Origin of the sequence: Nitrosospira briensis C-128 (assembly GCF_000619905.2) — a bacterium.
Lineage (GTDB): Bacteria > Pseudomonadota > Gammaproteobacteria > Burkholderiales > Nitrosomonadaceae > Nitrosospira > Nitrosospira briensis.
In genome coordinates, this window is record NZ_CP012371.1 from 1,210,180 (window position 1) to 1,223,946 (window position 13,767).

Sequence of the window (13,767 nt, forward strand, 5' to 3'; positions counted from 1 at the left end):
CAGGCTTGGGGCCTGCGTTTTCATTCGCTTGCCAGTTCGTCCGAACGGGTAAATACCCAGGTGCGCGTAATGTGGAGGATGTCGGTATCTCGACTGATGTCGGGGGGAAAAGGAGCGAATCCATTTTGCCCGGCCAGGTTGACGATGCGTATCGCTGCTTCATCCAGAACCTTTCTCCCCGATGAGCGGTTTATTTCGATGGATTCAAGGCTGCCATCGGACTTGATCCCAACGGTGAGTTGCAGTTTTCCATAAAGCCCCTCCCGTCTGGCGGCTTCAGGGTAGTTAAGGTTGCCGATCCGTTCCACCTTGAGGCGCCAATCTTCGGCATAACGAGCGAAACGGAATTCCCGGGTACGGACGCCGATGAATTTGCGCTTCAGGCCGTGTTGATGAGCCTCATAATTCACCGGGGTCTGCGCTTCGAGCCGTGCGATTTCCAGGCTGCGCTGAACCAGACCGGCGGTGTCAATCGCATTCCGGCTACGTTCGGACTGCGCTAAAGGAGGCTCGGCCTGGTACATGAGTTCGTCCCTATTGGACTCAGTCGTCAGTTGTTGCGCTTCCTGTTCAAGCTGCGTTGCTTCCTGGCTTGCTGTATCAGTCTCCACCGCTTGATTATTCTTTAGCGCAAGCGGAATTGGAGTTTCCGCCCGGCGATCGCTGCGATTGGCCTGCGCCAATGCATCTGCCTTGCTCGGTTTGGACACGGACTTGCTGTTCACCAATACCACTTCCAGGGGGTTACCGGTTTTGCTGTCTTTCGGAATGGGAGACTTGAAGTTGATGCCGAACAAAACTGCTGCATGGCAGGCCACGGATATCAATATCGCCAGCTTCAGGCGTGAAGACCCATCCAGCAACCAGCCGCGAGTTGCCATCGTGTCGAAACCGGATATATTCGGGACGGTGCTCAATCTCGGAACCGTGCGGACACTAGATTGAGGAAAGGTTTTTATGGAGCATGCGGATGAATTCCCGAGCTGGAAGCAGAGGCACGACGGCCGACTTGTTCGGTGTTTCCGGCGTCATTTTAAACAATAAAACCTCATTCGTCACATGGAATGCAAGAATAATTTCATGCTTCCTGCTTATGCAGGAATTTTGTATTGAAAGTAAGTTCCAGCAAATCGATATTGGAAATCTCAACCTCGATATTCGTTTCAGGCGGTACTTCCGGTAACGAGGCAACTCGTGCCACCAGTGGAAGACGGTCCAGCTTCACCAGATTTTCTTTCAATACCTGCGCCCCGGTTGTGCTGATATTTTCCTGCAACAGCCAACGCAGGCACCAGTAGCGCTCCATGCTGCGCTGAAAATCTCCATAAACCTCATAAGTCGCTTCGAAATCCCGCATGAACGTCTGCAGACTCTCGCTCTCTCTCGTGTAAGGCGGTGTCTCTCCGCGCAACAGCGCGATCAGTTGACGCTGATTGATGAAATCGACATATCGGCGCATAGGCGAACTGATCCATGCATACTGCGAAACGCCCAGTGCCTGGTGCGGTGCGGGAGAGGTACTTATTTTAACCTTGCCGCCACCCTGGCTACGATAGATGCCGGCGACGCCGTTATCTGCAAGCAGCTTGCCCCATTCGGAATTAACGTAAATCATCAATTCCGATACCACCTTGTCAATCGGGGAGCCCCGCCGGCGCTGGCTGATATCGATACGATCGTCCTTGACGCTGAAGCAATAATCGATTCGCTCGTTATTGCTGTCGTTGGCCTTGCCCCGGAGCGCTTCCGCCCTGCAGGCGAAGTTCCAGAGCGACAGCAACTCTTTTCCGAAAGGATGATCCAGCTTTCCTCCCGCCAGGGTATGTTCGTTAAAATGCGCTTCCAGCGTGTCATGTCTGAGGTTAGCGGCGACCCTCACTTGTTCGATACGGCTGCTTGTGGCGAAAACCGTGAAGTCATCCGCGACGTCGAGATACATCGAGACCACCGGGCACAACCGTTTTTCGCCCAACGTATAGTGCTGTATCACGGCGTCCGGAAACATCGTGATCTTCTGGCCCGGGATGTATACGGTTGATAGGCGCTCTGCCGCCAGGGTATCCATCGGTGAACCCGGTGCGATGCCCAACGTCGGGACAGCGATATGGATACCGATGCGGACGCTCCCCAGCGTAAGCGGAGTCACCGAAAAGGCATCGTCAATTTCCGTAGTGGTGACATCATCTATACTGAAGGCAGCCACATCCGCAATGGGCAAATCTATCGGGGCATGCAGCTCCCCGTAATCGAATACATCGAACTCCGTACCTTCAGGAAAATGATCCAGCAGAAAACGGTTGAGATGATAGTCATGCGTGGAGGGGATAGCACCGCATTTCTCCAGCAACCGGGAAACGCTCAGTTTGCTTGCAGTACAAGCGGCATCAAGTGCTTTCCACTCGACTGTATTCTTATCGGGACGATAGAGCAGGCTGGATAGCGACGGCTTGAATTCTTCCGGTAGCGTGAACTCGCTCAATAATTGTATATAGCGCGCCTGTTGTTCCGCCTGGCGACGTCTTTTTTCCTGGCTCGCAAGCGCCGCCTCGAGCGCTTTCGGTGGCGCAGCCTTGTAGCGCCCGCGACCCTTCTTGTAAAAATACATTGGCGCACTGTGCAGCCGTATCAACACCGCCGCCGCTTCCTCCGGCGTGGCAGCGTGACCGAAATAATCCGCAGCCAGCGCGTCGCTGGCGAACTCCGCCTCGATCTCGCAACATTCCCAAAGAAAATCGGGGTCCAGATCTTCTGCCTTCTTTTGCGCAAGATCCATGAATTCGGACAGCGAGGGCGCGTCAAACCGAAGCAGCACCGAAGCCGCTTTTATTTTTGCACGCTTGCCGTGAGGTGCCTCCACTTGAAGCGAGGTCGTGTTGTCGGCAAGTATTGAACCCACCTTGAAGGTGCCTTCCTCTTCGTAAAAAACATTCATGAAATGGTTTGCGGAGAACGCCGTAAAAGATTATAGGAAGCGCAAATGCACCGGTTCAGTCGCATACCGCCGCTCAAATTATAGCCCGAAACGTAGCCTTTCCAGGATTCGGAGGACTCGCTCTGGCTGGGGTAGAATACTTGACGATGAAGTGGATACCGATGCGCGGCACCGGCTTTTCGGCGCCTGCCAACTCGGGATGCCGGGAAAACCACACAATACGTGCCTTTGATTGTAATTCAGGGCAAAAGTTTTCTTCCGCGCGTCCGTTTACATAACAAAGACTGTCAGGGACCCGCGTATAGCTCCAAAGAGTGCATCGCCGGCAACACCGGGACACCGCAAACACCCGCTAAGCGGGTAGCAATAGGCAATGATTCCACATTGAGCTGCCGAGGATACTAACACAGCGAGCAACCCCGTATGGGGCAGTGCTGGAGCGGCCATCAATACCGTCTCACGGGGAAACGAGGGGAACCCAGCCGTTGCCATGTTTTTGCCAGCCTCTGGAACGCTCAGGCCCATCAAGCTGATGCCGGCCGACGCGCTCATGCGGAGTTACTCAAGATGCGTCGTACACCTGTCGAGCCGGTTTTCGGGGTCAATCGCTTTTGGAGACTGCGCGATCAGGGCTGTGCCGAACAGCACCGCCCATTGCCGCCACCAGATATTTTGCGGAAATAAACTATAATTATATTAGAGCGTTGCTCTTATTCTCCTCCTCTCATTCTCGGTAAAGGGAACCATCGTGAAGCAATCTTCTGCTGTGTTAGCAAAACGGCGCGCATTTTTCATTCCCGTGCTGGTTTTTTTGACCGCACTCCTGCCTGCCTGTGCAGCATTCGATAAAGACCCGGACCGGGGCGCAGCCACGGTAAAGCAGGATGTTTTTGGCGATCAGTTCAATACAGTGGAGTACCTTCCCAGCCAGAACTGGCAACCTGCCGACAGCCTATGGTTTTATAGCGTGACGCAGGGGTCGAATATGATGCCCTACGATTTCTTCATGGTGCTCGAGAAAAAGGGCACCACCGAGCCGTTTCGATCCAATGAGAACATGAATCGCTACCGCTATCTGCCGCAGAAGCCGACTTCCAGCAATCCCGATGCGCTGCCGGTTGGCTTCGTCAAGGATACATACAAAGGTAACGACTACGTGGGCCTGACTTGCGCTGCCTGCCATACCGGGCAAATAAACTACAAGGGCAAGGGTATCCGTATCGATGGCGGCCCGGCAGGGGCTGATATGGAAACATTCATGGCGGATATCGTCCGGGCCATGAAGGCAACTCGCGAAAATGAAGAGGTCCAAAACCGGTTTGTCAAAAATGTATTGGCGCGGGGAACATACAAAAAAGAGGCTGACGTAAAGGCCGACCTCCAGAAATATACCGAGCGTCTCGCCAGTTACATCACGATCAACTACAGTACGACCCATTACGGTTATGCACGGCTGGATGCCTTTGGACGCATTTACAACCGCGTCCTGGAACATATCGTGACCGTCAAGGAACTCAAGGATTTGCTGAGTGATCCGTGGATAATGAAAAACGCGGCGATAAGCGAAGAAGAGCTGGAGTCGATAGCAGGAAATACGGACAGGGTTCTCAGTGGCGAGCAGCGTGACCAGATCGTCCACAACCTCCTCGCAGTCTTGACCAGGAACAGAAGCCTGGAGGGATTGGAACCGCTCGGAAAGCTGAGGAACAAGCTGTTTAATCCGCCTAATGCGCCGGTCAGCTACCCATTTTTATGGGATACGCCTCAGCATGATTACGTTCAATGGAATGGTCTTACCGAAAATTCGGGATTGAAGGCAATCGCCCGCAACGCGGGGGAAGCGATTGGCGTATTCGGTACCCTGGATTGGACGGAAAGAGACGGATTTTCCTTACCTGCACTTATTACCGGCCAGGGTCTGTTCGGCAGGCATATCAGCTACGACTCTTCCGTCAATGTCCTTAACCTGCGCCGTATCGAAGCACGCCTGTTGAGCCTGCAATCTCCGCAATGGCCCGAGAATATCCTTCCGCCGATCGACAGGTCTCGTCTTGAGAAAGGAAAGTCCCTGTTCAACAGACACTGCGTCAGTTGCCATTCGAATATAAAGCGGGATGATCCCGATCGCCGTATCGTGGCACATATGTCACGCGCCAGCGATGTCGGCACTGATCCCCAGATGGCTGAGAATAGCGTAAATTACCAGGGTTTCTCGGGCATTCAGCGCAACCTGTATGTTTCCGCCGGTGGTGTAGGCGATATCCTGCTCGATCAGCGTGCGCCGGTCTCGGCCTTGCTGACCAAAGCGACCATAGGGGTGGTCGCCAACCCGGAACCGGACAAATGGTTTTTACAGCGTTGGTCCGAGTGGCTCTACAATTTGGCGACAGGCTTTCGCGATAACAAGATCAAGCCTTCGATCAAGCGCGGCGAATACGATCCCGATACCACGGCCAATCCGGTTGCCTCGCTGAAATCTTATAAGGCACGGCCGCTGAATGGTATCTGGGCGACTGCGCCTTATTTGCATAATGGTTCGGTGCCGACGCTCTACGATTTGCTGCTGCCGAAAAAACGTGCCGGAGACCCAGACGATGGTGAATACCGCCCTGACGAGTTTGAAGTCGGATCGCGCGAGTTCGATCCAGCCAAAGTGGGTTTTAAAAGCAGCGGTTACGGCGGCTTTCCCTTCAATACGAAAGGCATCAAGGACGATCGGGGGGGCTATACCAAAGGAAACAGCAACGCGGGGCACGAATACGGGGCAAGACGCATGGCCGACGAATCTAACGGACCGGTAGACCAGAAGATCAAGGACCAATGCACAGATGAAAACATTAAGGACGAGGACCCCTCCATTAAAGACAAATGCCTGTACCCCATGTCCAGGGAGGATCGCCTCGACTTGCTTGAATACCTGAAGACGCTTTAACCCAGATAATCCATTAGGACACGAGATGATGGCGAGGCAGGTTGCGAGACAGTTTTGCCGGTTGGGAGAAGTCCATAGCTTGGTCTATGGACGCCGAGCAAGCGGTAAAAATGGCCGCAAACTGACCGCCAGCACTCGGGTAGGCTCGCAGAGCCGTCTAATGGATTTATCTGGGTTTAATCCTGATTATTTGACATTTCATAGCTAAAAACTCATAGGGAGCCACAGATGAATGCGAGCACTAGCCGTTACCTCGAGCAATATGATGCCGCCGCCGATTCAGATAAATTTGCATTGGTACGCCGTTGGATCGATACGGAGCCCTTGCCGTTTTTTAAGGAATTGCGCGAAAAGCGACCTATTCTGGTGACGTCAAAATGTACCTTGGTCACACGCTTCGATGACGTCAGGGAAGTGCTGAATATGCCCAAGGTGTTCACGGTTGCGCCTTACGCCCCAAAAATGGGCAACTACCTGATGATGCATGATGACGATGCCCTGCACACACGTGAAAAATCCCTGATGCAGTGCATGCTGAATCGCGATGACCTGCCGGCGGTGCGTGAAATGGTGGGCAATATTTCCAGGGAGATACTCGACAATGCCCATGGCAACATCGAGTTGGTCGGCAATTATTGCCGCATGGTGCCTGCCACGCTGGTGCGGGAATATTTCGGGCTTACCGGAGCAAAGCGAGCCGATTTGATCGAATGGTCTTACTGGAACCAATGCGATACCTTTCATAACCATCCTTTTGACGCGCTGCCGCCGGAAAAATCCCAATACATCATCGACCGTCACAATGAAACTTCCAAAGAACTGGGCAAGTTCATCGTTGAACTTATTGCTCGCCGCTTGCTGCAAGTAAAGGCTGAACAACTCACCTTTTCAACCCTCATTCGGCTGGACGATGATATCGTGACCAGAATGTTGCGCACGGATTATCCAAAGCAAGTGGATTTCGATATAAAACGCCTGGGGATTAACGCGGGCGGTCTTTTGATCGGCGCCATCGAGACGACCTCGCAAGCGGTTGCGCAGGTGATGCAGTATCTGCTGGATCGTCCGGAATGGCTCGCCAAGGCAACAACCGCTGCCCAGCAGGGAAACACCGCTGAATTCGATGGCTTCGTCTGGGAGGCGCTGCGTTTTGTGCCGATCACACCTTATTTGTTCCGCACGTGCGAAAGCGACTATACCGCGGCCAAGGGCACGGAACACGCAACGGTGCTTCGCGCGGGAACTTATGTGCTGCCGGTAACCTTGTCGGCAATGTTCGATGAGAGAGCGTTCGAGTCACCAGACGAGTTTATCCCGAAGCGTAACTGGTATAACTATTTTCATTTCGGCTTCGGCAGCCATGAGTGCCTGGGGCGCTACGTCGGCATGGTCATGATCCCGGAGATGGTACGCCAGGTCCTGATCCGGCAGAATATTGCGGCTAAAGCCCCGATCGACTATAAGGCCGGTCCTTTCCCGGAACAGTACCACCTTTCCTGGACTGCACAATGAAGACTGCATCATCCGGACGCAGCGAATCGATCTGCAGATAAGACTGCAGCTGCGGTTGGGGCAGGCCTGCGTCAGAGTGCGGCTCCGTACCGTACTTATCTGGCTCCCGCATCCTTGAGGAGTGTTACCACATCCTGGTGACGATACTTGGATGCCAGCATGAGTGCGGTTGCGCCGTTACCTGCTGTCGCGTTCACATCGGCCTTGGCGGCGAGCAGTGTTTGCACCACTCCCGTATGGCCGATCTGCGACGCCAGCATGAGTGCGGTAGCGCCATTGCTTAATCTGGCATTTACATCGGCCCCGGCGGCGAGCAGCATTTGTACGATCTGCCGTTGTCCCTCCTGCGATGCCTGCATTAATACGGTAACGCCATCGCCTCTCCTGGCATTCACGTCGGCCTTGGCGGCAATCAGTTCCTGTACCACCTGCCGGTGACCTTTCTGCGAAGCCTGCATCAACGCGGTAGTGCCGTTGCTCGTCTTTGCGTTTACATCCGCCTTGGCCTGGATCAGTACTTGCGCCACCTCTTCATAACCGCCCTGGGACGCCGCTATCAAGGCGGTAACACCGTCGGGTGCGCGCGCATTCACATTGACTTTTTTGACAAGCAGTGTCTTGACCCGCGAGAGATCGCCGTTGCCGGATGCAGCAATAAGACTTTCCTCATCTTTATCAGCCCACGTACTCGCTGATGCGCACAATAAAAATAGCGCGCCGAAAATAGAGAGACTTCTGCCGATTATTCCAATTTCGTTTTTCATACCAATCCTCATATTCCTGATTTCCTGATTTGATTGCGGCAAGACTGATAGTTACGCTGCCGTCGTTCCGGCTCACATTGTGTTCGCCGTTCCCGCTGATTCGATTGATTCCTGCCGCACCGCCGAACTAAGTCGATCCGGAAATACAGTCATCCTTTCAGTTTTGACGGCAGTACTCTACATTTGTCCAGTTCGATAAATATCAAAGTGATGTATTATCCTGAATCCGGCAGTTGATCGCTCATTGTCAACTAGGTGCTATAACCGAAAAGGATTTTCTGTACCCCTTTTTACCTCTTAAGCTTCACTTTTTTGGTGAACTCGCTACGGTATGCGATTCAGGATTATCGTTTTTGAGGAATCAATGCGAAAAATTTTTTTATTACTATCATTGCTACCGCTAGTTTCAACCGTAAATGCTGCCGAAAATCACATCCGTCCCGGATTATGGGAAGTCACAACCACGTCGATGCTGCTGGCGCTGGTGCCCCAGATTCCGCCGGAGCAAATGCAGAAACTGACCAGCCTGGCCAAGCAATATGGACTGGATATGCCTCAGATCCAGGATGGTGCAGCAACATCCAGAGTCTGCATTACCCAGCAAATGGCGAATGAAGAAATTCCATCTTATTTTTATGTGCAGGAATCGGGTTGCAGCATCAAAAATGCGATTCGGACAGAAAACAGCTACAAGATGGATCTCGTCTGTACCCATTCTCAATTAAAGGGTAATGGAAGAGCTGAGGGGACGTTTACAACGCCCGAGCGCTTCTCGGGATGGACCGTATTCAATGGTACTGTACAGGATAATCCTGTCAATGAGCACGCCGACACCAGTGGCCGGTGGATCAGTGCAAGTTGTGGGACGGCGAGATCAGCGCACTGATCTCGCGCTGATCTCGCACTTATCTTTGGGTCAGCTCGTCACTCCGTAACGGTCGCGCATGGCTACCAGCAGTTTTTCATGGATTCCGCCGAAACCGCCGTTGCTCATGATGAGTATGTGATCGCCGGGCAATGCAGCAGCCGTAATGGCCCCGATCAATGAACCCAGGTCGTCGTGGTGTATGGCTTTCACACCCAGGGAAACCAATGCCTCTTTCACATCCCAGCCGAGATTGGCCGTATAGCTGAACACCAGGTCCGCCGCCGCAAGGCTATCCGCCAGGCTGTCTTTCCATAAACCCATCTTCATCGTGTTGGAACGAGGTTCCAGCACCGCGATGACGCGCGCATTTCTTGTCTTATCGCGCAAACCTTGGAGAGTCGTCCGGATGGCCGTGGGGTGATGGGCAAAATCGTCGTAAACGGTGATGCCTTCTACTACACCTCGGACTTCCATCCTGCGTTTGACGTTCTTGAATTCCATCAGCGCACTGATGGAAATATTCACAGGGATACCGGCGTGGCGGGCCGCAGCCAAAGCAGCCAGCGCATTCATCCGGTTGTGTTCGCCCAGCAGCTTCCAATGCAGCGTTCCCTGAAATTCCCCCATTAAAGAAATAGCGACCCGGCTGTCGGCCAGAATATCGGTCTGCCAACCGTTTGCTACCCCTACCCTTTCCACAGGTGTCCAGCATCCCCTGTTCAGCACACGCTCCAGGCTCTCTTCCCGGCCATTGGCGATGATAAGGCCGTTGCCGGGAATGATGCGTACGAAATGGTGAAACTGCTGCTCGATCGCGGCAAGGTCGGCAAAGATATCCGCATGATCAAACTCCAGATTATTGAGTATTACCGTTCTTGGGTGAAAGTGGACAAACTTGGAGCGCTTATCGAAAAAAGCGGTGTCATATTCGTCTGCCTCGATGACAAAAAAGCTTGAGCTGCCAAGCCTGGCCGACAACCCGAAGTTTTCCGGAATGCCCCCGATGAGGAATCCCGGTCCCAATCCCGCGTACTCAAGAATCCATGCCAGCATCGCGCTCGTTGTCGTCTTGCCGTGCGTGCCGGCAACAGCCAGAACCCACTTGTCGCGCAAGACATTATCCGAAAGCCACTGCGGCCCCGAAACATAGGGAAGGCTACGGTTGAGGATTTCCTCCATGAGCGGATTGCCGCGCGTCACTATGTTACCGATGACGAACAGGTCGGGATTCAGCCGGATTTGTTCCGGCGAGAATCCTTCGATCAACTCGATCCCCTGCGAAATGAGTTGACTGCTCATGGGTGGATATACGCCCGCGTCGCAGCCGGTTACCTTATGGCCGGCTGCTCGCGCGATCGTCGCGATACCCCCCATGAATGTGCCGCAAATGCCGAGAATATGAATATGCAAGCTTAGCCCCTGAATTTCGTGAATATGAAAATGAGCACGCGCCAACCCGTACCTTACAGCGTAAAATTGAAGCGCAATCGACCGCTCCTCATGAAAAAGACAAAGGGGATAGATCGTCGGCGCAGTAACCTGGCAAGCCGATCAATGCTGCAAAATATCCTCATGCAGACCTATAGCACTAACAAGAACTTGGGGCGTATACCCGAAGTACGATGGCGCTGCGTTTCGCGGTTCCTTACCAACCGATGACCCGGGCCCTGGGCATTGTTACGCTTAGCCGGCATAGCTTATCTTCTGTTTTTTGTTACACTTACAGCTTTGTTCCCCGTTAACTCATCATCAAGGCCAGCTAGCAGCAGGCTCAACGCAAGGCATCCCTCGATTTTCACAAGCCTGGTTCAAATACGCTACGTGCTCTCACGCTTCGATGTCTGTGATACGAGACTTATAAATCTGAAAACGGAAATTCATCCGTATCAAGAAGATTTCCTCTTCAGGCTGGCTATCCCCAAATGAAATCGCGTTTTTCCCGCCCCATTTGCTGGTCAGTTCTTTTATTTTGCCTCGCATATGATGCGCGCGCAGATACGCCTTCGCCCGCTTCCGGCAGCACATCCGAAAGCACAACGCCGCCTGCCCGGACAACTAATGACAACAAGCCTGTGCTTATCGACACGGAACGCATACAGGGCCGCCATGAATATGAGGCTGAAGCCAGGGGCGAGGCCGAGCTGCGGCGTGATCGTCTGCGCTCAGCCGAACAAATGAAAGGTCGTCAAAAAACCGATGATAAGGCACTCGGAAATAACGCATCCATTGAACAACCCGGCAGCACGCCGGAAAACGCTCAATCCAGGCCGAAGCAGAACTATACACGATCACCGGCAGAAGAAAATGAGTCTGCTTTGGGTGGCTCGGAAATGGGTGAAAACGCGGCGACCCGCGCCGGGGTTGAGCGTGCGCAAGGCCATATGTCGGAAGAAGATGAAGCCACGCTGCGCAGCAGCACCGGGCCTCGTCCCGTCAGCGTAGCCGCGATACCTGGCGTCAAACCGGATAAAAACGCTTCGGCTTTTACCGAGGCTCAGCACATTCACGGACACCTGGCACAAGAGGGTGAAGCAAAGCTGCGGCTCGGCGGGGCGGCTGAACCCGAGATTGAAACCGGGCTTGCAGCATCCGACGCGGAGACGGACCCAAAGAAAAATAAGAAGGTATTCGTTGTAGCCGATCGTTTACAAGGACACTCAGGCAAGGAAATCGAAGCGATAGGCAGGGCCGAGCTGTCTAATGGCGATCAGTTCATCTCCGCCGAGCGAATGAAATATCATCAGGATACCGATGATGCGGAGGCCGAAGGCAGCGTGCGTGTCGAGCAACATGGCGACATACTCGAGGGTTCCAAGCTCAAGTTCAACTTGGCAAGCAAAACCGGGCAACTGAGCCAGCCCAATTATCGCTTGAAGGATGCCAGCAGCCGAGGCTACGCTGAGACGCTGCTATTTGAGGGCGAGAACCACTATCGGCTTCAAAAAGCAACTTATACCACATGTCCGGCCGGGGATAATGATTGGTTCCTTCAGGTGACCGACCTGAAGCTCGACAATGAAACGAAGAAAGGCACTGCCAAAATGGTTAAACTCACGTTCCTGGACGTGCCCATATTGTATACGCCCTGGATGAATTTCTCATATAGCGGACAGCGCAAATCCGGATTTCTTGCTCCCCTGTACGGCTACAACGCCAGAACGGGTGTTGATGTTACCGTGCCCTTCTACTGGAACATCGCACCCAATTATGATGCGACACTTTCGGCGCGTCTCATGTCGCGGCGCGGTGTTTCGTTCAACAACGAATTCCGCTACATGGACGAAAGATCGAGCGGCACCTTGCTGGGCGATATATTGCCGAATGACCTGGTTACCGGACACACACGCTGGCGTACATCGTTCTTCGATAACCGCTATCTGGGCAATGGCGTGTCGACCCGCCTCGACTATAACAGGGTTTCCGACGACTTCTATTTTCGCGATCTCGGCAATAATCTGAATATTACGTCCAGGACAAACCTGCTGCAGCAGGGCGTAGTGTCTTACAATCGCGCACTGGGAGATGACGGCACGCTTAATGTCAGTACGCTCGTACAGAGTTTTCAGACCATCCAGGATCCGCGCGCGCCCATTACTCCGCCTTACAAGCGTTTGCCACAGTTTACGCTCGCCGCAAATAAACCGGACATTCTCGGAGCGGACGTGAATTTTATCGGAAGCTGGACGAACTTTTCGCATCCTACCCTGATAAACGGCACTCGCCTCATGCTCTTTCCCAGCGTTAGTTACCCACTCCGCAACTCGTATGGTTACATCACCCCGAAGGTCGGGGTACACCATACCAGATATTACCTGGACGCGACCGCGCCGGACGAGAATCCGACCCGTACCCTGCCCGTTCTCAGCCTGGACAGCGGTATTGCGTTTGACCGCGAGATCGAGTTGCGTGGCGAGCGCTTCACTCAGACCATCGAGCCACGCCTCTTTTATGTGTATGTACCGTTCCGTGACCAGAGTCAGTTGCCCAATTTTGACTCTGCCAGGACGGACTTCGGTTTTGCCCAGATGTTTACCGAAAACCGCTTCAGCGGCAGCGATCGTATCAACGACGCTAACCAGGTGACAATGGCGCTTACTACGCGTCTGATAGAACCTGGCTCGGGAAGGGAGCGCTTGCGTGTCGCCGTTGGGCAGCAGATAAGCTTCATCGATCGCAGGATAAATCTGGATTCACCAGGCACAATAAGCCGTCGGCCGGATTTCGTCGCTGCGGTAACCGGGTTTATCACGCCGACAATCAGCACCGATTCGAGCTTGCAATATGATCAGACCAGGTACATGGTCGATGTGATACGCTCAGGATTGAGCTACCGCCCGGAACCGGGCAGGGTATTGAATGTGGGCTACCGGTTTACCCGCGACGTATTGCATCAGGTCGATGCCTCAAGCCAATGGCGATGGTCGCAAAACTGGCAATCCGTGGCGCGCCTGAATTACTCACTGCAAGACAAGAGAATTCTGGAAGGATTAGCGGGACTTGAGTATAATGCGTGCTGCTGGTCGTTGCGATTCGTGCTCCAGCATCTCGTCACCGCCACCTCGAAATCAACCACAGCGGCTTTTTTGCAACTTGAGTTGAATGGGTTGATGCAAATCGGCTCAAACCCGCTAACTGTCCTGCAGCGTAGCATTCCTGGGTATACCCAGATAGGCAGTCAAGGAAGCAGTCCGTCTGATCAGCGAGATCACTAAACTGGCGTTATTCGCTCAAACCACCGTCACCTCATCCTATATTCCCT

At 53.4% G+C, this 13,767-nt stretch carries 8 protein-coding genes; 4 read left to right on the forward strand and 4 right to left on the reverse strand.

The window, feature by feature from the left end:
* Positions 1–20 precede the first annotated feature (20 nt).
* Positions 21–917 (reverse strand): energy transducer TonB, encoded by an 897-nt coding sequence (locus F822_RS05535; protein WP_025040439.1) that lies wholly within the window; start codon positions 915–917, stop codon positions 21–23.
* A 161-nt stretch (positions 918–1,078) separates the two neighbouring features.
* Positions 1,079–2,932: a ribonuclease catalytic domain-containing protein gene (locus F822_RS05540; RefSeq protein WP_025040440.1), complete on the reverse strand. Its 1,854-nt coding sequence runs from the start codon at positions 2,930–2,932 to the stop codon at positions 1,079–1,081.
* Between the two features lie 748 nt (positions 2,933–3,680).
* Here F822_RS05540 and F822_RS05550 point away from each other — a divergent pair.
* Both F822_RS05550 and F822_RS05555 read left to right on the forward strand, forming a co-directional pair.
* Entirely contained in the window at positions 3,681–5,864 is a 2,184-nt protein-coding gene (locus tag F822_RS05550) for a di-heme-cytochrome C peroxidase (protein ID WP_269430529.1), read from the forward strand.
* A 228-nt stretch (positions 5,865–6,092) separates the two neighbouring features.
* Positions 6,093–7,376 carry a cytochrome P450 gene (locus F822_RS05555; protein WP_025040443.1) on the forward strand — a complete coding sequence of 428 codons (1,284 nt, stop codon included), beginning with the start codon at positions 6,093–6,095 and terminating at the stop codon, positions 7,374–7,376.
* A gap of 95 nt (positions 7,377–7,471) precedes the next feature.
* Here F822_RS05555 and F822_RS05560 read toward each other — a convergent pair whose 3' ends face one another.
* Positions 7,472–8,140, reverse strand: a complete 669-nt coding sequence (locus tag F822_RS05560) for an ankyrin repeat domain-containing protein (RefSeq protein WP_197272884.1) — start codon at positions 8,138–8,140, stop codon at positions 7,472–7,474.
* Between the two features lie 364 nt (positions 8,141–8,504).
* On the opposite strand from F822_RS05560, the gene F822_RS05565 reads away from it, so the two are divergent.
* Positions 8,505–9,026, forward strand: a complete 522-nt coding sequence (locus tag F822_RS05565) for a DUF3617 domain-containing protein (RefSeq protein WP_025040445.1) — start codon at positions 8,505–8,507, stop codon at positions 9,024–9,026.
* A 30-nt stretch (positions 9,027–9,056) separates the two neighbouring features.
* Here F822_RS05565 and mpl read toward each other — a convergent pair whose 3' ends face one another.
* Complete coding sequence (gene mpl / locus F822_RS05570; protein WP_025040446.1) at positions 9,057–10,418, reverse strand: UDP-N-acetylmuramate:L-alanyl-gamma-D-glutamyl-meso-diaminopimelate ligase; 1,362 nt, start codon at positions 10,416–10,418, stop codon at positions 9,057–9,059.
* A 512-nt stretch (positions 10,419–10,930) separates the two neighbouring features.
* Between mpl and F822_RS05575 the strand changes: the two genes are divergently transcribed.
* Positions 10,931–13,720, forward strand: a complete 2,790-nt coding sequence (locus F822_RS05575; protein WP_025040447.1) for an LPS-assembly protein LptD — start codon at positions 10,931–10,933, stop codon at positions 13,718–13,720.
* The last annotated feature ends 47 nt before the right edge of the window (positions 13,721–13,767 follow it).